This is a genomic window from Paenibacillus sp. FSL E2-0151 (assembly GCF_037993015.1).
Taxonomy (GTDB): domain Bacteria; phylum Bacillota; class Bacilli; order Paenibacillales; family Paenibacillaceae; genus Paenibacillus; species Paenibacillus amylolyticus.
The window spans coordinates 5778693-5799120 of the sequence record NZ_CP150308.1; the positions used below are offsets into that span (position 1 = coordinate 5778693).

General features: G+C 44.6%; 20 protein-coding genes. 9 read left to right on the forward strand and 11 right to left on the reverse strand.

Going from position 1 to position 20428, the window contains the following annotated elements:
* Window positions 1–127 precede the first annotated feature (127 nt).
* Window positions 128–1225, reverse strand: coding sequence for a sigma-70 family RNA polymerase sigma factor (locus MHI55_RS25680; protein ID WP_340387498.1), 1098 nt, complete (start codon window positions 1223–1225; stop codon window positions 128–130).
* A gap of 373 nt (window positions 1226–1598) precedes the next feature.
* Between MHI55_RS25680 and MHI55_RS25685 the strand changes: the two genes are divergently transcribed.
* Window positions 1599–2417 carry a hypothetical protein gene (locus MHI55_RS25685; protein WP_340387500.1) on the forward strand — a complete coding sequence of 273 codons (819 nt, stop codon included), beginning with the start codon at window positions 1599–1601 and terminating at the stop codon, window positions 2415–2417.
* Window positions 2418–2525: 108 nt separating this feature from the next.
* Here the strand turns inward: MHI55_RS25685 and MHI55_RS25690 are convergent, their stop codons facing one another.
* Both MHI55_RS25690 and MHI55_RS25695 read right to left on the reverse strand, forming a co-directional pair.
* Complete coding sequence (locus MHI55_RS25690; protein WP_340387502.1) at window positions 2526–4061, reverse strand: helicase DnaB; 1536 nt, start codon at window positions 4059–4061, stop codon at window positions 2526–2528.
* A gap of 385 nt (window positions 4062–4446) precedes the next feature.
* Window positions 4447–4740 carry a YuiB family protein gene (locus MHI55_RS25695; RefSeq protein ID WP_036673352.1) on the reverse strand — a complete coding sequence of 98 codons (294 nt, stop codon included), beginning with the start codon at window positions 4738–4740 and terminating at the stop codon, window positions 4447–4449.
* Window positions 4741–5191: 451 nt separating this feature from the next.
* On the opposite strand from MHI55_RS25695, the gene hemQ reads away from it, so the two are divergent.
* Complete coding sequence (gene hemQ, locus MHI55_RS25700; RefSeq protein WP_036605768.1) at window positions 5192–5938, forward strand: hydrogen peroxide-dependent heme synthase; 747 nt, start codon at window positions 5192–5194, stop codon at window positions 5936–5938.
* A gap of 303 nt (window positions 5939–6241) precedes the next feature.
* Here hemQ and MHI55_RS25705 read toward each other — a convergent pair whose 3' ends face one another.
* On the reverse strand, window positions 6242–6496 hold the full coding sequence (locus MHI55_RS25705; protein WP_036605767.1) for a hypothetical protein: 255 nt from the start codon (window positions 6494–6496) through the stop codon (window positions 6242–6244).
* Entirely contained in the window at window positions 6493–7686 is a 1194-nt protein-coding gene (locus tag MHI55_RS25710; RefSeq protein ID WP_036605766.1) for an NAD(P)/FAD-dependent oxidoreductase, read from the reverse strand. Before MHI55_RS25710 ends, MHI55_RS25705 begins: the two co-directional genes overlap by 4 nt.
* A 627-nt stretch (window positions 7687–8313) precedes the next feature.
* Between MHI55_RS25710 and MHI55_RS25715 the strand changes: the two genes are divergently transcribed.
* Both MHI55_RS25715 and MHI55_RS25720 read left to right on the forward strand, forming a co-directional pair.
* Window positions 8314–9315: an NAD(P)/FAD-dependent oxidoreductase gene (locus MHI55_RS25715; protein WP_017692431.1), complete on the forward strand. Its 1002-nt coding sequence runs from the start codon at window positions 8314–8316 to the stop codon at window positions 9313–9315.
* Window positions 9316–9391: 76 nt separating this feature from the next.
* On the forward strand, window positions 9392–9643 hold the full coding sequence (locus MHI55_RS25720) for a hypothetical protein (RefSeq protein WP_340387504.1): 252 nt from the start codon (window positions 9392–9394) through the stop codon (window positions 9641–9643).
* Between the two features lie 21 nt (window positions 9644–9664).
* On the opposite strand, the gene MHI55_RS25725 is transcribed toward MHI55_RS25720, so the two are convergent.
* Both MHI55_RS25725 and MHI55_RS25730 read right to left on the reverse strand, forming a co-directional pair.
* Entirely contained in the window at window positions 9665–9808 is a 144-nt protein-coding gene (locus MHI55_RS25725) for a sporulation histidine kinase inhibitor Sda (protein ID WP_017692430.1), read from the reverse strand.
* A gap of 355 nt (window positions 9809–10163) precedes the next feature.
* On the reverse strand, window positions 10164–10823 hold the full coding sequence (locus tag MHI55_RS25730) for a YheC/YheD family protein (protein ID WP_340387506.1): 660 nt from the start codon (window positions 10821–10823) through the stop codon (window positions 10164–10166).
* Window positions 10824–11061: 238 nt separating this feature from the next.
* Between MHI55_RS25730 and MHI55_RS25735 the strand changes: the two genes are divergently transcribed.
* Window positions 11062–11316 (forward strand): hypothetical protein, encoded by a 255-nt coding sequence (locus MHI55_RS25735; protein ID WP_017692428.1) that lies wholly within the window; start codon window positions 11062–11064, stop codon window positions 11314–11316.
* 26 nt (window positions 11317–11342) lie between these two features.
* Entirely contained in the window at window positions 11343–12872 is a 1530-nt protein-coding gene (locus tag MHI55_RS25740; RefSeq protein WP_340387507.1) for a Ppx/GppA phosphatase family protein, read from the forward strand.
* Here MHI55_RS25740 and ppk1 read toward each other — a convergent pair.
* Window positions 12832–14913 (reverse strand): polyphosphate kinase 1, encoded by a 2082-nt coding sequence (gene ppk1, locus MHI55_RS25745; protein WP_340387509.1) that lies wholly within the window; start codon window positions 14911–14913, stop codon window positions 12832–12834. The genes MHI55_RS25740 and ppk1 overlap by 41 nt on opposite strands.
* Before the next feature lie 248 nt (window positions 14914–15161).
* On the opposite strand from ppk1, the gene MHI55_RS25750 reads away from it, so the two are divergent.
* From MHI55_RS25750 to MHI55_RS25760, 3 genes are all read left to right on the forward strand, one after another.
* Window positions 15162–15389, forward strand: a complete 228-nt coding sequence (locus tag MHI55_RS25750; protein ID WP_017692425.1) for a hypothetical protein — start codon at window positions 15162–15164, stop codon at window positions 15387–15389.
* A 383-nt stretch (window positions 15390–15772) separates the two neighbouring features.
* Complete coding sequence (locus MHI55_RS25755) at window positions 15773–16786, forward strand: glycosyl hydrolase 53 family protein (protein WP_051446931.1); 1014 nt, start codon at window positions 15773–15775, stop codon at window positions 16784–16786.
* A 1020-nt stretch (window positions 16787–17806) separates the two neighbouring features.
* On the forward strand, window positions 17807–18262 hold the full coding sequence (locus tag MHI55_RS25760) for a hypothetical protein (RefSeq protein ID WP_339195404.1): 456 nt from the start codon (window positions 17807–17809) through the stop codon (window positions 18260–18262).
* Window positions 18263–18271: 9 nt separating this feature from the next.
* Here MHI55_RS25760 and MHI55_RS25765 read toward each other — a convergent pair whose 3' ends face one another.
* The 3 genes from MHI55_RS25765 to MHI55_RS25775 form a co-directional block, all read right to left on the reverse strand.
* The gene (locus MHI55_RS25765; RefSeq protein ID WP_340387511.1) at window positions 18272–18613 is read right to left on the reverse strand and encodes a hypothetical protein; all 342 of its coding nucleotides are present in this window, start codon (window positions 18611–18613) and stop codon (window positions 18272–18274) included.
* 194 nt (window positions 18614–18807) lie between these two features.
* A complete protein-coding gene (gene rarD / locus MHI55_RS25770; protein WP_036673338.1) occupies window positions 18808–19686 on the reverse strand; it encodes an EamA family transporter RarD in 879 nt (292 codons plus the stop codon).
* Window positions 19687–19837: 151 nt separating this feature from the next.
* Complete coding sequence (locus MHI55_RS25775; RefSeq protein ID WP_036605756.1) at window positions 19838–20416, reverse strand: hypothetical protein; 579 nt, start codon at window positions 20414–20416, stop codon at window positions 19838–19840.
* Window positions 20417–20428: the final 12 nt, after the last annotated feature.

Genomic DNA, 20428 nt, shown 5'->3' on the forward strand with positions numbered 1-20428 from the left:
ATAGACAACCTCTTTTTATATGCATTATACAAAATAATCCAATTAATTGATAGTACCTTTAACATAACTATAACCCCGTTAAAAAAAGCCCGGTTCTTCCCCCGGGCAACATACATTTTTGTATGGGTTACTTACTTATAAACTCTACCATCTTCTGATGCAATTCCTTCTCGGAACATTGAAAGATACCATTAAAATCCTGAGGGTCACGGATCAATTTGTTTAAATGGTCTATTCCATATCGTTGAATAACAAACTCCACAAATAGGAACGAAAACTGAAAACCCTTCATCGTTTCGAAATCCCAGGTATCATTATCTAATTGTTCGAACGTTGGGATCTCTAAATTGTGAATAGCCTCTTCTGTTGTACCTTCAATATAGTCCTGAGTCATCAGCTTGGCTTCATATCCACCAATTCCTTGCCTTATCCCTTTCGGAGCCTTCGGATTGATTTCACTTATTAGCCACATGGTGAACAAGTGAACCGTACCTTTAAGAATCGATTGATAGGTATGCTCCGGTCCTGGATTTAATGGAGATACAATTTTAAGAATACTCCCTTCATAGGTACCCATGAACCAATTCGGAGCATCTGCTTCTCCGACCGCTTGGTGAAACGATGGCATATCAGGATATACTTCAATCGTTACTTTTCGCGATGGGTGATAATTGTACTTTAACGAGATTCGTTCAATATGATCACTTAGTTCATTGAACAAATCATGGTGTACTTTATTAGGCGTATTGTTCAATCCCTCGTTTTCACCCTTATTAACAATTGAAATCAAATCTTGAATAGACATGATCGTAACGCCTCCCCATTCTTTCAGTTCCTTTTTAAGTTTTTCCAAAGCTCTATAGAGTCTGTTCTTTACTGCACTCTCACGCATCCCTACAATCTTAGAAATTTCAAGCAATGTGCAGTCCACAAAAAAGCGTAATGCAATGATTTCCTGGTCGGTTTCATTTAACTTTTTCAGCGCAACTCCGATATCAATTCGAAAATCAACATACTTCGTAAATTCAAGGGAGATCGACTGTGATTCATATCCCGTAAAATCAAACGGCGTTTCTTTTTTTCGCGATAATCTTCGATATTCGTTTTTCACTGTATTCTGAGCAATCTTGAATATCCATGTAAATAAATTTGATTTCCCTTGGAATCGGTGAAGATTCTCGACTGCTTTTAAAAACACCTGTTGAGTCAAATCATCTGCAACCATCGGGTTAAATTTCAGGGAAAAGTAGTTGCAAATCTTTGACGATACAGCTCATAAGTGTTTTCAAAGTTAGTGATACTTTCCTGTTTATCCGGATAAACAGGTTTTGTGTCATGAGCTCCTGACATGGTAAGAACCTCCTCTTGATTTACAATGAATTAGACACCAGAGAGAGTCAGAAGGCCACATAAATATAAAATAAATATGTATTCAATCTTTGTTACTTACAGGACTAATCACCCTTTTTGAAATCTCACTTCATATCATCTCTATGATTTCATATCTTTACAAATTTATAATGATAAGCAAAGATTGGAATAGTTCTGGAGGGAATCACATCATGTAACCGCCTTCCCAAAATGAAGGAGAGATAATAATGAAATACACCAATGTTTTATTATCAAGCGTCATTGTTTTAGGTAGCTTAGGCACGTTATCAACTGCATCATCTTCACTTCATACTTCAGATAAAATAGCACATATTGTTGCTAACTCAACATCTGTGAACTCTTCGACATACCAGAGTATATCTAAGTTTGAAAAAACAAAAGGCTCAAACAAAATTGTCTGGAGAGGCGACGACATCACGATAACCGCGAACACCTTAAAGCTAGATGTTGCTGCTGATTTTGAGCAAAACATCATTGACACCATTGTAGTTACTCATGGTAAAGAAAAGCACACCCTACAAACGGGAGATTTTGAAGTTAAATTATTGGATATAACTAGTGTTGCTGAATCTCCATCGAATGAATGGATTACTATCCAAGTAGAAAAAAGTGCTGGTAGCAACCTCATTCTCATGAACCTTAAAACAGGAAAGTACACGATTATAAACGAACGTCTTGAAAAATTAGGTAAACAAAATGTAGAAACCATTTCATCATATAATTGGTCACCAAAAGAAGACATCATTGCATTTTCTTATGGCAGTACGGATAAAAGCACTTTGGCAATGTACGATACTAAGAAAGACCGTTTTATTTATCTCCCTCGGGCAACCAACTATATTAGCACCGGTCTAATTTTATGGCATAAGAACGGAAAAAATATTGATTATATTAGTGAGTATCCTTCAGATCAATGGATTCTTTTCAGATACGATACAGGAAGCAAAAAAGTTAAGCCTGTAAAAAAAATCACACAAAAAGAATTTCAGCAGTGGTTTAGATTAGATAAATATTCTAAAAAATAATAAAAAAAATGATTAAACCTAAAATACGTTGCTTCAGTTCAACTTATATAGCAAAAAGGCGAGTCTCCCGATTAATGGAGACTCGCCTTTTTGCTATATAATAAATATTTAAGAAGTTCCTTTTTGCTTACTCGCTTGCATCTGCTGGGCAAATCTCATCATCTCTTCGAACTCTTCCTCGGATACGGCGTCCCCATCGGTGCTTATGTCTTGTACAATCGGAATTTCGGGCTTGGCTTTGGTTCCTTTGCCGTATGTACGGGTACGGGTTCCAGCTGCACCAGCAGCCTGTTTGACTTTGACCTTGGCCTGATCACGAATATATTGCACAGCTTTCTCATATGAGTTCACCTGCTTGAGCAGCATGTTGGAGGCAATTGCCTCAACAAAGTTACGGTTAATCCGCTGCTCTCCGCCGGATACAAGTAATGCCATCAAATAATGAATCAATACATTGATGACTTCACCCGGCAACTTGTAACTCAGATCAATTTTCTCAAATATATCGATCAGATTGTCCGGTACTGCGCCCGGGAAAAATGTCTGCAACAGACGTGTGTATGGCTCATTACGCAACATCATATTATATTGATGAATATCACACTTGGTCATAAATTGCGGAGGTACTTCGACGTAGTATTCCATCTGTACTCCATGCTCAACAGGTGGTTCACCGGAGTCTTCTTTCCGCTCAGGCTCCTCCATATGCTGTCTCAGTGCCACTACCTTGGCCGCCTGTACGGTCTGTTGCTCATGACGCTTCTTCGTCTGCCTGAACTGCATGCTCGCCTTATGCTGGAGATCATCCAAAATCAGCTGGCCCTGCGGACTGAAGATATCATCTTCGTCCAGCAGTCGGCATACATCCTGCACACTGAGATTAAACTTGTTCACTACATAATTTACAATGCCCAGTTGTTCATGATCGAACCGTAGCTGTTCTACATGACGGCGATTGACGGACTCCCGCGGAAAACGCAAAATAATGTCGGCATAGTTCAAACTATTTTCTTCCGCTACATCATTCGTGCCTGTCCGTTGGGCCGTAGTTGATACTTCCGACAATGCTTGCTCCAACTCGTAATCAATCACATGGGTATTCAATTCAAATATATCGTAAAAGGGAACGGAAATATTCTCTTTATTGGCTGCCGGATAAGGCGCGTCCCCATTTTCCACTGCCGAGAAACCGGAACGCAGGGAAAGTACGGCGAATTTGCCTATCTTGTCACGAAGCAACAGTGTCAAATGCTGTGTCCGGAAAAACTCTGCCGGAGAGAGCGGCGGTTGCAACTCATATTCGTAGATGTAATCATCATTTTCCGGTATATATAGCCGTGAAGTCTGAAGTAGTCCCACTGCCTCAAGCTTGGATGTCTGCTCTAACAAATATTTGCGCCCTTTCTCACTTGGCTCCAAGCCAAGCGTCATGAACAGCCTCCGTTGCTGTTCAAGCGGCGAATAACCGACCTGTTCACCGGGAAGATGCTGAAACAACAGCCGATACAAGCCAACCGCAAAAGCACCTACCATGGGCTGATATGCTCCTGTAAGCATACGGTCATCCAGGGCGCTAAGTCCAAACTCCCTGTATACGCAGTAGCGATGATGTTCAGTATAATGGTGCAGATTCTTCATGCGCATAGCCTGATCTCCTTCTCCCCAAAAGTATGTTTATCTATTCTATCATAAATGTCTGATCCTCAAATGCTCAAAAACAGTTAAAAAGATGGCCTGTTCTCGTTCCGTTTCGTCCTAGGTCGACATCATTCACGTTTTCGCCGAATTCAGCAAATTTCTAAAATAAAATGTCGAGAGCCGCTAGAATACTATAAAAGCTGTAGCCGCAGAATACAAGGGAATATCTAAAGAGAATGTTCTCCAGATGTATATGAAGTACAAGTGTACAATAATCCTTATAATATAAATGAATAGCAAAAAAGCCTTCCCTTTGTACTCGTAAGCGTTTACGACAAAGACAAGACTTTCACGCGATTACAGTGGCATGTGTTACCTCTTTCCCAACAATCTAAAACATTCTGTACCCACCCAAACGCAACTTCTGGATCGTCCAGCCACTGATTATCGCACCAGCCAGTCCAGCGATGCCCGTCATATAGTCTACAAGCTGGAAAGAACCCAGATGTGACATCAGAGATGACGACTGATCCCATAGAGAGTACACAACAATAGGCAGAATTACAATAATGAACAGATAGGAAGGAAACCAGGTTGTCTTCATCAGCATGTTCAGAATGAAACCGATACCAAACATCATAACGAAAAATAATACCATCAATACCAACACAGGTATAAATTGCATCGGGCGACATTCACCTCTTCTTTCACACATTCAGGTTTCACTTCTAGATAGTAGTTAGTGTACCGCAAAAAATGTGGCGAAGCAACGAACTTTCTGGACAAATTTCCCTATATTTATACTCTGTTCATTTGCCCTTCTGCTTCATGTTGGGATACAATGTAAACGATAAAGCAATCACCCGTCCCTTATAGTGCGTGTTCAAAAAGACTGGTTTTCAGTACCGAGAAGATGGAATGAAGTTAGAAATGGAGCAGCGGAGCGTAGATAGAGCTACGTGAGCAGCTACAATGTTTCCTAAGGAAACATACTTCGTAAGCCTCCCACTTATTTCGGCTGAATGCCATATTCGACGCTGAAGATGCCACCAGGCATGATTCGTAATCAAAAGCGGACTTTTTGAACAACCTCTTATAGGGATTTGGAAATATACCTTGCAGGAGGAACACAACCAATGAACGAAGCCGCATCAACACTGGAGGGCTGGTATGCCCTGCATGATTTTCGCTCGATTAACTGGGCCGCCTGGAAAGCAGCAGATGATGAAGAACGCGCTGTAGCACTGGACGAGCTTCAGGAATTCTGGAAAGAATGGAAAGAAGTCGAGGATTCATCCAAAGGAAGTACTGTTGTATATACGGTTGTAGGTCAAAAAGCAGACCTCGTCATGATGCACCTGCGTGAAACGCTGGAGGATCTGAAGGCTGTTGAGAACGCGTTTAACAAAACGATGTTTGCCCAATACACAACCAAATCGTATTCATACGTCAGTGTAGTGGAACTGAGCAACTATCTTGGCAAAGAAGGCGAAGACCCGATGCAGAATCCGGATATTATCGCCCGTCTGAAACCTGTTCTGCCACAACGACAATACATCTGCTTCTATCCAATGAACAAAAAACGTGAGCTGAATGACAACTGGTACATGCTGTCCATGGACGAGCGTCGCACCATGATGCGCAGTCACGGCATGATTGGCCGCAGCTATGCGGGTAAAGTAAAACAGATCATTACCGGCTCTGTCGGTTTCGACGATTGGGAATGGGGCGTTACGCTATTTGCGGATGACGCACTTCAGTTTAAGAAACTCGTCTATGAGATGCGTTTCGATGAAGTTAGCGCCCGTTATGGCGAATTCGGTTCGTTCTATGTGGGAAGTCTGTTGAACGAAGGAACACTGGAAGACATGCTTAAGCTGTAAAAATAGTACAAAGCACAATAAAGCACCGCGACATCTCCTGTAAAGGATACTGTCTGCGGTGCTTTATTATCTATCTATATTCTACTACCTCAAGCTTGATTTAGATCTATATTGTTTGAACTATTTATTTACACAAAAACGGAAAGGACAGAAAAAACCTGAAAAAGCGAAGCGTTCGCCTTTATCACCGGATTTTCCCTTTAACAAAAGGGAATCAAAAAAATCTGGGGATAACAGCGATTGGAAGGTTATTCTGTCATTGAAGTGTATGTGTAAACATCTTTAGTTCAACTTATATCGTCTCTAATCCTCGTCCTCATCATCTACCGCTTTCAGCGATTCGAGGAATTCGGCTGTGGCCCGGTCACGGTCACGCCCCTTCTCTTTAAGCCGCTCAATCGCAGGCATAATGAGAATATCCACTTCTTTCTGCACGATGTAGGCCAGATCATATTGATCCTGTTCCTCCAGATAACCACCGACCTGCATCAGGGCGTTGTAACGATCCAGCTCTTCACGTGTTAATAGTCCCCGGACCTGAACACTGCAATGTCTCATCCAAAAAACCGCCCTTTCTTCAGGACTAACGGAATACCACCAATTATGAACAGATAACGCAGATCTACCAGCTTCTTCAACTGAGCCGCTTTCCAGCCCTTGTATTTCTTGCCGCCCACAACGGCAATAGCTTCACCTTTACCCAGTGATGCAACCGTGCCTTTGCTCGTAAATACAAAAGGTTGTGGCTGTTTCTTGCGAATGGATGCCACAACGTTCTTGGCGCAGTTCACACCCTGCTGCATCGCAATCTGGGCTGTTGGCGGATAAGGCCGTCCTTCCGCGTTGAAGACAAGTGAATTATCACCAATGACATAGACATGCTCATGCCCTGGAGCACGCAAGTAGTCGTCTACTTTCACACGTCCTCGCATCACTTCAAGACCTGCCTGTTCAAGCAGTGAGTTACCGCGAATACCGCCGGTCCATACGACTGTAGCTGCATCGAGCTTTTCACCTTCACCCACAATAACCCCGTCCGGGAGACATTGCTTGATTGGAACACCAATTTTGAAAGTAACACCCTTTTTCTTGAGCACATTCATTGCATGTTCTACCAATTCCGGGTCAAATCCAGGCAAGGCCGAAGGCGCTGCCTCTACATTATAGATGTGCACATGTTTCGGATTCACGTCGAACTCCTTGCACAGCTGTGGAATACGATCTGCAAGTTCAGCTACGAATTCAACACCACTGAAACCCGCTCCACCTACGACAAACCGAATACGATTTCGTTTGTTATCGTTTTTGTACATCGCAAATTGATATTCGATGTGTTCTCGAATCAGTCTGACCGAGTTAATGCTGCGGATTGTCATGGCGTGATCGAGCATCCCCGGAATACCGAAGGTCTCAGGCTCACCGCCTAGTCCAATAATCAGATAATCATAGGATAACGTGCCGTCCTCCAGAATAATCTTCCGATCCTGCAGACGAATCTCCTTCACGGAAGACTTGACCAGATCAATCTTGAACTCATCAATCAGCTTGGAAATGGGCACTCTTGCATGCTCAATGGTATCCGTGCCGGCTGCCGGCATATGTAGATGTGTAGTAATATAATGATAATCATGCCGATTCACCAATGTGACGTCGGCCTCGTTATAGTTCAATTCCTTCTGCAGCCGCTGGGCTGTCAGAATCCCGCCATAGCCCGCGCCGAGGATGACGATTTTGGGAATACTGCTCATGTCTATACCCCTTCCGGTTTCACTTGCATCAGCCCGATCTTGGGTGAGATGCAAAATGCACATACTTACAAATATTGATGAGGTCTTGCCCATTATGACGACAAATGTTAACTTCGCGAATTTATTTAAACGTTTGCATCAATTTCATAACTCACTAAAAATGGATTTTATGAAACTAGATATCGACGTATCGAACCGTTTTGATCTATATCTAGACTTGATTGAAGCAACTAAAGGGTTTATGAAATTGATACGTTTGCACGCAAGTTATCGTTTCAAGTTGTGAAATTAACCACAAGATTCTACAAAACACGGGATCTGTCTTCATATTACATATTGACTCTAAATTAGACAAAAAAACACATAGTACAGGTCAAGGATATCTGTATTTCTAGTAAAGATCAAGGTTTTTTTTGTTATTTTTCATAACCTTTCATTTCCAATTTCATCCTATTCTCATCTGATCTTCATCAATTGTTCCCAGTTTCGTGACGCCGCTAACTTTGCAACCCTGAATACACCGTTTATAATAGGAAAGACAGTTCAGCACCCATGCCGGTTATGATACGTAGCCTGCACATTCTTTCTGTTAACTACCTATTAAAATATGAAAGGTGTTGTTGATTCTTGACTGCACAAAATTCCAGTCATGATATGACTGATTTACTTATTATCGGTGGAGGCCCTGCGGGTCTGTTCGCCGCGTTTTATGGTGGGATGCGTCAGGCATCCGTTACACTGGTTGAAAGTATGCCACAGCTTGGTGGACAGCTTGCCGCTCTTTACCCGGAGAAATACATCTATGATGTAGCCGGATTCCCGAAAGTAACAGCTCAGGAACTGGTGAATAACCTGGTTGAGCAAATGAGTCATTTTAACCCGAACATTCGCCTTGAAGAAAAGGTTGTATCGGTGGAGAAAAAGGATGAGCAACATTTCGTCGTGAAGACGGATGAGAATGAATATCATGCCAAAGCCGTCATTATTACAGCTGGTGTAGGTGCATTCGAACCACGTCGCCTGGAGCTTGAAGGTGCTGCCAAGTTCGAGAAGAGCAACCTGCACTACTTCATCAGTGATCTGAATGCCTTCGCTGGCAAAAAAGTACTGATCAGTGGCGGCGGTGACTCCGCGGTAGACTGGGCACTCATGCTGGAGCCTATCGCTGAGCAAGTGACACTGATCCATCGCCGGGACAAGTTCCGTGCACATGAGCACAGTGTCGAAAACCTGATGAATTCCAAGGTGAATGTCGTTACACCGACCGAAATCACGGAACTTCATGGGGATGACACGATTACCAAGGTAACCCTTTCTCATGTGAAAACCAAAGAAACTCAGGAAATCGAAGTAGATGACGTGATCGTTAACTTCGGATTTGTCTCTTCTCTCGGACCGATTGCCGAGTGGGGTATCGAAATTGACAGTAACTCCATCGTTGTTGATTCCCGCATGGAAACATCTATTCCAGGAATCTTCGCTGCCGGAGATATCACAACATATCCGGGTAAACTGAAGCTGATCGCTGTCGGATTCGGCGAAGCTCCAACAGCCGTCAACAATGCGAAGGTGTACTTCGATCCGGATGCCAAGTTGTCCCCAGGACACAGCAGTAACATGAAACGCTAGTTTTGCTGAAATAACATATATTGATACAAAAAAGGGTATCTTACTCCTGAGTGAATCCATATCAGGAGGGATACCCTTGTCTTATATATGCCCGCTGTGTAACGGTCTGGTTGTACCGGAGCAGGCTTGCCCCCACTGCCTTCAGGGACTGTTAGAATGCGGCAAATTGGATGATTACACCGGACCATACAGCCCCTACGTATTCCAACCTTCCTCTGACACGGCAGACGAAGTCGAAATCGTTTGCAATCATGTGATGTACTGTCACCATTGTCAGACGAGCACGCCATGGCCAGTCTCACTATGGGACTTGTCCGGAAACCTGTAACATTGCCTGCAATGAGGATCTCTAGTGAAGAATGGCAGATACGTCGGTACCCAGTTTGCGCTTATGGATTTCTGCCAACAGCAGTGCGATGAAATCTCGTTCGAGATTCAACTCAATCGCTTTATGGTAGGAATCCAACAACATCTCATCGGATAACATAGCCATTTCCCGCCACAACCTTTCCTTTTTTTTCCTCAAAACTATCATATCAGAGATTCATATAGAGAACAAGCGTTCTTGTTATCCACAACGATATGTGGAAATCCTGTGCATAGTTTGTTGATAAATGGAAAAAATATAGAGTAATCAACGTGTATAGTGTGGACAATATTTATGCACAGGGAGTTTGTACTACTGTCAGAACGTTTATCAGCGTATTTTTTTTGGAATAAATTCATAGTTTCAAGACTTGTTGCGAGTAAATTACCCGGTAATGTAAAATTTCAAACGGTTTTCATACCGTTTTCTTTTATATATTATCGGTTTTTCTTGAATTTTCTTGAGTTTTCCCATTCATTTTCTATTGGGGTCTGGTATTCACTTCCAGAATCCAGATCTTGCCTGAATAATCCAGTCCATAATCAAATCCAAGCTGACCTACACCAGGAAACTGACTTTCCATAATGTACGTACATGTCAGTGTAAGTGAACGCATCTCCCGGCGTTTTTGCCGACCGGATATATGTGGCAGGGATAAACCAAGAGCTCGCCTTCCTGATAACATGGTGCCACCCTTGCTCAGATTCGTCACACAGAGTCCGGGACGAGCGAGTCGTCCTACTAAGGAACGGAATACCCAGCCTCGTTGGGTTTTGACAACTTTGACTCTGTAATCAACAGGTCTCCCTTGAATTGTTGCCAGATGAATGCCTTGCTGGATCAAGTACTTGCGTCTAGCCTTTACACGCACCAGAGAGCGATACATCTGGCTGAAACTGGCGAAAGAACGGGTCGTCTTCATATGGGTGTATCGATAAGCCCCACCGCTGGCCGATACCCGAATAACACCGTAACCTCCGCCTCCTACAATAGGTTTGACATACACCATTCCATAACGACTGAGCATTTGCAGCAGATTACCCGAGTTGAATGCCTTGGTCTGTGGGATATGGACAGCAGCTACCGGGTATTTCATCAGAGCCGCTGTCTTCCGCCATTTGCTTGCAAGTTGTCTCGACATGGGTTGATCTCCTTCCTTGAAACAATAGTCCTTCCTTATACATACTCAACAGAAGCCTTGCTTTCTTGGATGTCTGTCCACGGCAAAGGCCCCTTTTCCATGTAACCTGTCCCAGGGGTGATGGCGGAACCGGGAACAAGCGCCCGGTTTACTTTTCAAACAAGTCAATCTGTCGTATGCTACTAAGGAATGGCTTGGAAGGGCTTAAATATGAGGATCTAAGGAGCGTTAAGAACAAATGGAAGCATTTTTCAAATCACTTTATGGCGTAGCCTATTTTGCAATGTCGATCGTTCTGGTAGCTGTTACGGTACTTCTCTTTGTCACAGGTATTCGACTGTTTATGCAAAAGCGTAATCGCGGCTTTGCCGTGAGTTGTCTTATATTTGCCTGTTTCATCGTCTTTATCATTGTTGTTATGTTAACTACGCCCTTCTCTGCCACACCGCCGGGTTCACCGGAAGCCATGGCTGCCCTTCTTCACTTCGGGTAGTTGAACCTCTGTAGAAGGAGATGCTTATGACACGTACTAATGAAACCTTAGGAATTATTGATATCGGCTCGAACTCCATTCGTCTAGTTATCTATGAACTGGATCAGGACGAAGCCTATCGCATCATTCATGAAGACAAATATGCCGCTCGTCTGAGCAGCGTTGTTGAGTCCGATGGAACCATTCTGCGCCATTCTCTGGATAAAGCCATCACCATCTTGAGTCAATTCAAAGCGACCTGTGAAGCGTACCAGACCAAACTGATTCGCGCAGCAGCTACCGCAGCTATTCGTAATGCAAGCAATGTCCTGGAGATTATCGAATGGCTGGAGACCGAGACGGGGCTTACCATTGAATGTGTATCGGGAGATCGGGAGGCCTATTATGGGTTCCTTGGTGTCACTCAATCCATTGATCTGGCAGACGGTTACGTCGTGGATATTGGAGGCGGCAGCACAGAGATTACGGTCTTTCGGGATCGGAAAAGGTTACATAGCATCTCCCTCCCTATTGGTGCAGTGAATTCACATGCCCGTTATGGGGGCGAAGATCAGTGGACCGAGGAAAATGCAAATGCATTATGCAACGAAGTCATTGAGGCTCTCCGTGGACAGGATTGGATTCGTGAGCATCCCGGTCTGCCACTCATCGGACTTGGTGGCACAATGCGTACACTCGCCAAAGTGGAACAGAAGCGTACCCAGTATTCTTTGCCTGTCAGCCATCATTATGAGATCAGTGAGGAAGCGATGGAGAACATCGCTCGCTCCTTACCACATCTCACCTCGGCACAGCGCAAAAAGGTACCTGGGCTCGCCAAAGATCGCGCAGACATCATTGTGCCCGGCGTACTGATCCTACGAACTGTCTTCCAGATAATACAGGGAGATCGTTATGTGGTTAGTGGCGCGGGTCTACGAGACGGGTTGTTGCGTGATTACATGGCTGGAGGTCAGCCGGTCGTTCCAGACGCGCTGAAGGACAGTATCCGCAACTTTATCCATTTTGGTCCACCTATTCCAGAGAAACTTCTGCAACGGATTCATCAGGATATGGTTACCCTGTATACGGCATTACAAGGTACCCCTCCTGATCAAGCAGATGCCCGAATCCTGTATGCATCCTCCATGCTGCACATGGCAGGTAAACAGATTAACTATTTCCGTTATACACAGCACTCGGCCTATTGGATTATGAATTCGAGCATTTATGGACTTTCTCATCGAGAGACCATTCTAAGTGCCAGTGCAGCTGATTATCATCCCAAAAAAAGAACGCCCCAGCTGCTGAATAAGCACCGGGACATTCTGAAAAACTCGGATGAGCGGCATGCTCATCGTTTAGGCTCTCTGCTGCGCGTAGCCGAAGCCATCAATCGATCCGAAAGCATCGCTGCGATCAAAGCAACAAAAGAAAACGACTCGCTGCAGGTGCAATTCACCTGTACAGCTGAGCCGTTACTGGAACTAGATGGCCTGGAAGAGGCCGTCAAGGATCTGAAGGAAGCCTGGGGAGTTACGTTAACGCACTCCATTCAGCAGGCTTCCAAGGAATAATACCCATGGCCTCCGTCTGACTTCTCAGCGGGGGCTTTTCATTTTCTACAAATACATAATTGCCACCAGGCATAAGTTGTCTCGCTTTGACATTATCCATAAGGGACAGATTAAGGATATCCACTAGCATCTTTTTCAGCTCGGGATCAAATACGGGACACATCAGTTCAATTCTTCGATTCAGGTTACGTGTCATCCAGTCTGCACTGGAGATGAATACATCCGGGTTGCCGCTATTTTCAAAATAAAACAACCGTGAATGCTCCAGAAAACGATCCACAATGCTAATGACCCGAATATTCTCACTGAGCCCCTCTACCCCCGGACGCAGACAACATACCCCACGCACAATCAGATCGATCTGCACGCCGGCTTGAGAAGCCTCGTACAATTCATCAATCATTTCCTGATGGGATAAGGAGTTGATCTTGGCAATGATTCTGGCAGGTTTGCCTTTCAACGCATGCTCCGTTTCTCTACGAATCAGCGCAAACAGCTCATCCTTCATACCATCTGGAGCTACGCGGAACGCCTGCAATGCCTTCGGACCGGAGTATCCGGTAATCTCATTGAACAATTCGGATGCATCTTCCCCAATAATCGGATTAGAGGTGAACAGTCCTACGTCCGTATACACTTTGGCTGTACTCTCATTATAGTTACCGGTTCCTACATGGACATAACGTCTCAGCCCCTGCTGTTCCCTGCGTACGACAAGAATGATTTTGGCATGGGTCTTCAGTCCAACCAGTCCATATACCACGTGACATCCGGCCTTCTCCAGCTTACGGGCCCAAGCAATGTTGCGCTCTTCATCAAACCGGGCTTTCAGTTCCACCACCACCGTGACCTGCTTACCACTCTCAGCGGCAAGTGCAAGTGCCGGAATAAGGCGTGAATCGCCATTGACCCGATATAATGTCATCTTGATGGCCAGAACTCTTGGATCTTCCGAAGCCTCCAATATAAAATCAGTGACTGGTTCAAACGATTCGTACGGATGATGCACCAGTACATCGCGTTTGCGTAGCAGCTCAAAATGACTTTCTCTTGGCAGAAACTCCAGTGGGTAGACTGGCTTCACCGGACTGTATTTCAGATGTGAGAAACTTTCCAGGCTATCCACGAATCCCGCTAGAAAACTCAGATCGAGTGGTCCATCAATTTCATATACCGGGTCGTGAATATCAAATTCATCCTGCAATTCCAATAAGGCATCCGGACGAAAATCCTTGCACACTTCCAATCGTACAGGAGCCCCGCGGCGTCTTCGGCGCAATTCTTTTTCAATAGCCTCAAGCAGATCTTCCGCTTCTTCTTCATTAATGAACAGATCCGCATTGCGGGTCACTCGGAATTCCTGTGCAGCAAGCGAGATATATCCGCTGAAGAGCGTATGGATATGATGTTTGATAAGGTCTTCAATCAGTATGAATGTTTTCTTTTTGCTATTTGCCCGAATGGGAGCCTGAACTACCCGCGGCAGATTGGAAGGTACCTGAACAATAGCCATAAACGGCTCGCCCTCTTGCTCCCCTTCCTTCTGTAACATCACGGACAGATAGACAGACTTGTTGTGTACCAGTGGGAACGGACGACTCTGGTCAATCGCCATCGGTGTGAGTACCGGAAAAATAATTTCATGAAAGTACTGGTCCATTGCGCGCTGCTGTGTCACATTAAGATCTGTATATTCCTGAATGTTCACTCCTTTTTTGGCGAGTAGACGGATGAGTTCACGATACGTTTTATACTGTTCGGCGACCATAGTCCCGGTTCGTTTGATCAATCTGCGGTACAATCCCGAAGGCGTGTATCCTGTAAAATCTTTTTGCGTGAATCCGGCCTTGATCTTCTCTTTTGTCTCTGCCACCCTTACACTGACGAACTCGTCCAGATTACTAGCGACAATGCCGAGAAATCTCATGCGTTCCAGCAGAGGCGTTGTTGGATCCTGGGCCTCCTGAAGTACGCGCCGATTAAATTCAACCCAACTCAAATCACGATTAACGTAGTTGCCTGTTTTGACGTCTCTATGCATGTATGGCCTCCGAATGTGTTGCATATCTATTCTTGGTTAGAAGTTCTCATATAATTGTACTATTCGTAATCAACATCAAGCGTCAGCGCAGTGTAAACGCTACGTAAAATTTATGTAAATGATACCTCATGGCCGCAACTTTTTCCATCCCTTTACAAAGGTCAATAGACAGAGTAAAGTGAAGTACAGTGTGATTTGGTCCGGTTGCTTGTTCTCATTCCAAATATAGTTGATTAAAGGAGTATATAATGAAATCCAACAAACCTAGAACGTTACAAAAAAATATAGAGTTTTTCACGGCTGCACTATCCCAATGTATGGTAAGCGCATGGCAGGAAGACCCGGCTGGCGTCTATTGCGAGGTCGGTTGTGGCATTGTGGAGCGGATCAGTGAAGACAGTGTGCGCATCCGAAACAATGACGGAACCAAGAGCCATTATGCACGAGATATCACGATGTTCCAGACTGAAAAATAATTTTTCGTAAATACGTAAAAAAGACTAGCTTTCCCAAACAAGGTGTTGTATACTCTTGCCACAAGGAAAGGAGGTGCGTCAACATTTCTAATGTCATGTTGAACGTGTCCCTTACCCGATCCACTAGCTCAAATTAAAAGAGTCTGGTGGAGGCGCGGGATACGGATCAATGTTTCAAAAAGCGCCACGGGTAGAAAAGCCGTCTTCGGACGGCTTTTTGTTTTCTCTTTTTCTGTAGAGAGGTTGAGAAAACACCCAAAATATTGGAAATGGACCCTTTAGTAGAGTAAACCAGGATGGATATAATTAGGATGCAACTCAACCTAAATCCGAGGAGGCATCTTGTAATGTTCAAAAATGTAAGGGCTTTCAAGACATCCATCATGTTGGCTTTTGTTTTGTTATTCACCTCTATCATGTTGCCCGCAGGTCAGCATGCCAGCGCAGCACCAAGTTTCGCCAAAGGAGCCGACATCAGTTGGGTTCCCGGAATGGAAGCACAGGGTTACAAATGGAAAGATAAAAACGGCGTACAGCGCGACATCATTGATATTTTGAAAAAAGACTATCAAATCAATTCCGTTCGCATTCGGGTATTCGTTAATCCTTCGAATGATTATGGGAACGGTTACATGAATAAGGATCGTGCGGCTGCACTCGCACAACGTGCCAAGAATGCTGGCATGAGTGTAATGCTTACCCTGCACTACAGCGATTCCTGGGCAGACCCTGGTCAGCAAACTAAACCTGCTGCCTGGAAAAACTATACGTTCCAACAGCTCATGGATGCGGTATGGAACCACACTCGTGAAGTTATGACGGCGATGCAAAGCAAAGGCGTTACCCCGGACTGGGTACAGATCGGTAATGAAACAAGCAACGGCATGTTATGGGAAGATGGCAAAGCATCCACCAACATGAAAAACTATGCGTGGCTGGTGAACACAGGCCATAACGCAGTGAAGTCCCTGAGCAGCGGCACCAAAACCATTGTGCATCTGGCAGGTGGAGATGATAACGCCCTCTATGTATGGAATATTGGTGGTCTGATTAATAACGGAGCTAACTTTGACATGATCGCCATGTCCCTCTATCCTTCAGCTTCCGGCTGGAACACTGCTGTGACAAATACGGTAAACAACGCCAAGGATATGATCAACCGTTATGGCAAAGAGATCATCATCTCCGAAATTGGCATGGACAATAACCAGGCTGCAGCTGGAAAAAGTTTTGTTGCCGCGATGAAAAACCAAATCCGCAATCTGCCAAATGGTAAAGGTAAAGGTGTATTCTACTGGGAGCCTCAGGCTACACCAGGTTATAACAGTGGATATGGTAAGGGCGCTTGGCAGTCGAATATGATGCCAACTGTTGTCATGGAAGGATTTATTGACTAGAACACGGAGAGGTTAGAAGTTTGGATGGGAGCAGTGGTGGGCGTTCCGGGGGCGGATCGTTCTTATGATCGCTGTTATCCCCAGATTTTATGAATTCCCCTTATTGGGGGAAAATCCGGGGATAAAGGCGAACGCTCCGCTTCTTCAGAATCGATTCCGCCCCCTCCACTACGTTGCTGCTCTATGAGGCACTTCTAAAACCGTGTGTAGTCAAATGGTAAGTAGTAAAGTAAAACAAGAGCTTGAGGCGCTGTTCCCGGGAGGATTAGCGCCTTTTGGCGATGAAGTGTGTTGAGGGCGCAGCGTGGTGGGTGTTCCGGTGGCGGATCGTTCTTATGATCGCTGTTATACCCAGATTTTTATGAATTCCCCTGATAAGAGGAAAATGCGGGGATAACGGCGCACGCTCCGCTTCTTCAGAATCGATTCCGCCCCCTCCACTACGTTGCTGCTCCTTGAGGCACTTCTAAAACCGTGTGTAGTCAAATGGTAAGTAGTAAGGTAAAACAAGAGCTTGAGGCGCTGTTCCCGGGGGGATTAGCGCCTTTTGGCGATGAAGTGCATTGAGGGGGCAGCGTGGTGGGCGTTCCGGTGGCGGATCGTTCTTATGATCGCTGTTATCCCCAGATTTTTATGAATTCCCCTGATAGGGGGAAAATCCGGGGATAAAGGCGACCGCTCCGCTTCTTCAGAATCGATTCCGCCCCCTCCACTACGTTGCTGCTCCTTGAGACACTTCTAAAACCGTGGGTAGTCAAATGGTAAGTAGTAAAGTAAAACAAGAGCTTGAGGCGCTGTTCCCGGGGGGATTAGCGCCTTTTGGTGATGAAGTGCATTGAGGGGGCAGCGTGGTCGGCGTTCCGGGGGCGGATCGGGCACTCCTAAAGCGTGTCGCGATCAATCGAGGAGGGGTACACCACTCGGGCTGGAGACTGATGTTCTTTTAGCTTACATATGAATATAATAAGTTTATTGAGATAACACATAGGATCAACTTCTAATAGGAGAGGAGGCATAAGGATGAGTTTTTTAAAAGGGTTCGGTCAGTTAGCTGGGGAAGTTACCGGGAGAGTCTTGGGCGGCAGCGTGAGGGTTGTTGGTGAAATTGCGGGAAGCCCCTTTATCAAAGAAATCGGGAACGGCGTAGAGAAAGCCACAATTAATACAGGCAAAACCGTTGGACAACTGGCTAGCGGGACATATGATCTTGCCAGTGGTGCAATTCGAAAAGATGATACCGCCATAGACGCGGGGCTTGCCGATATTGGAGGTGCTGTAACCAATACTGCAAAAGGTGTAGCGATATCAGCAAAGTACGTATATAACAGCGGTAAAGATGTTGTTGTGGGCATGAAAGAGGAAGATAAGGACAGAGTGAAGCTTGGTGCCAAGAATCTTTTAGCTGCTGCTGCGGTAACAACACTCGCTGTCGGTGTCATCGATGCAGTTGATGGGGCTGAAGGTGTGGATACGTAGGGATTTGGATTAGATCACCAATAACATAACAACTGAAGAAATACAGCCTAGCAGGGCAACAAAAATATGGAGAAAACTAAATGAGATTTTTTCAAGAAAAATCCGTTGTTTCTTCTGAATAAAACACGAGTAGATGAACACCGTAACCACAACGGGCAGATATAAATGAAGATCCGGACCATCCGTGCTCGGTAATAGTTTATTAATATATCCACCTATCGTCTCGTTGACCATCATGAACCCATATATAATACCGATTATCGCTGAAACTGCAAACTGAAATAGTATCTGAACTACAGCCTTCTTTATAAAGAATGGATCACGTTTGCGGTAAGGGTTATTAACCATCATATATCTGTCGCCTCCTCGTTTTTCTATTACTCTTTTTGGTTACTATTTTTGATTACTACTCCTGTATTTTACCATAACGTTGATCAGCCTTCCTTTTTAGTTTTTATCGACCTATCGCTCCCCCACAAACAAAGAATTGCCCTCTCCACCTCATTGGCAGAAAGGGCAATTATGTCGATACCAGATACCTCTGTTCAGCTTACCTTAGCGAGTCTCGTAGCACGTATCGATGCGGCTGCGTATACGATAAGCGCTGTCCAGATGAGTGCGAAACCAACAAGCAGAACTGGCGAGACCGTTTCCTTGAACACAAACACACTCAGGATCAGCATGATTGTCGGCCCAATATACTGTACAAAGCCGAGTGTGGACAATGACATTCGAGCAGCCGCCCGTGCAAAGAACAGCAGCGGCAACGCCGTCACCACACCGGAAAGCAGCAGTTCGAAGAACATCGGTGCAGGCAACGTCCATGCCGTTGCTTTTCCTACAACGGCCAAGTAGATCCAGTAGCCGAGTGCGACGGGCAGAACTACAGCTGTCTCGGAAAATAAGCCCACTGAAGCGTCTTGCTTGATCTTCTTCTTCGCTAGACCGTACAAGCCAAATGACACGGCCAATGAGATCGCAACCCATGGGAAACGTCCGTAGTCGATAGCGATGATAAGCACCGCGACACCAGCGATGGCAATCGCGAGCCACTGTCCACGGTTTGGCTTTTCATGAAGGAAGACAACTGCCAGTAACACGTTCAGCAACGGGTTCAAATAATAGCCCAGACTTGTCTCAACGACATGACCGTTATTAACCGCCCAAATGAAGATAAGCCAGTTAATAGCAATTAGCAGCCCACTCGCGGTAAGGGAGAGCAGGGTCGAACGACTGGTCAGAATGCGCTTCATGTCACTCCAACGACGTTGGACGGCAACGAAAATCCCCATAAAAACAAATGACCAGACAACCCGGTGCGATAAAATCTCGCCTGCCGGTACATTTTCAAACAACTTCCAATACAGCGGGAGAACTCCCCACATGATATACGCAATGATCGCGTTGATTAATCCACTATTCATAACTGTATCCCCTCTTATTGCTCTGATATCTCAACGGATTATACGCCTCGATCCTCATTTAAGTAAAGGGGGTAATAGGTCATACAGGAATCCATGCCTAGTCCAAATGACTTTTTGTTTGAGCAAAAGCTTCACGTTTAGCACTACCAAATTATGCTTTGCGCTTTTTCTTTCTTACTCTCATGAAGAAGATAAAGATCGCCGCAAATACGACTACACCTACGATAAACAAATCAATATCTTGCTCAAACATAAACCACATTTTGTGTTCTACGTTCACTTGTTGTTTTGGTGGATATCCTTCCCCAAATAGCTCAGTTGCTTGGTTCAAATCATTCATTTCGATGGTCAAACTGCACGGACTACTACTTAATTCGCCATCCACTTCGCTAAAGTATATTAAGTATTTGTTACCTTCCTTGAAATCAAATCCCCATGTGAAGTTAGTTGCAATAATTAGTTGAGAGTCAACTTCAGTATTCCAACTCCTCTCAACTTCCACTAAAATATATCTAATTTTCTCTTTGGTCCCCGTAAATCCCTCTTGCTTCAAGTCGACCTTTACTTGCTTTACTTCACCATAAACAGCTCCATCATATATTTCTAACTGTTCTTGGGGGCTTCCCGATTCAACACATGACAAAGCGTTAACATCTTGTGCATTTGAGATAAAGAACACGCTAGATATAAAAAAAATTAACGTGATTATACGAAGCTTCAGTTTTTCCACCTTCTTCTCATA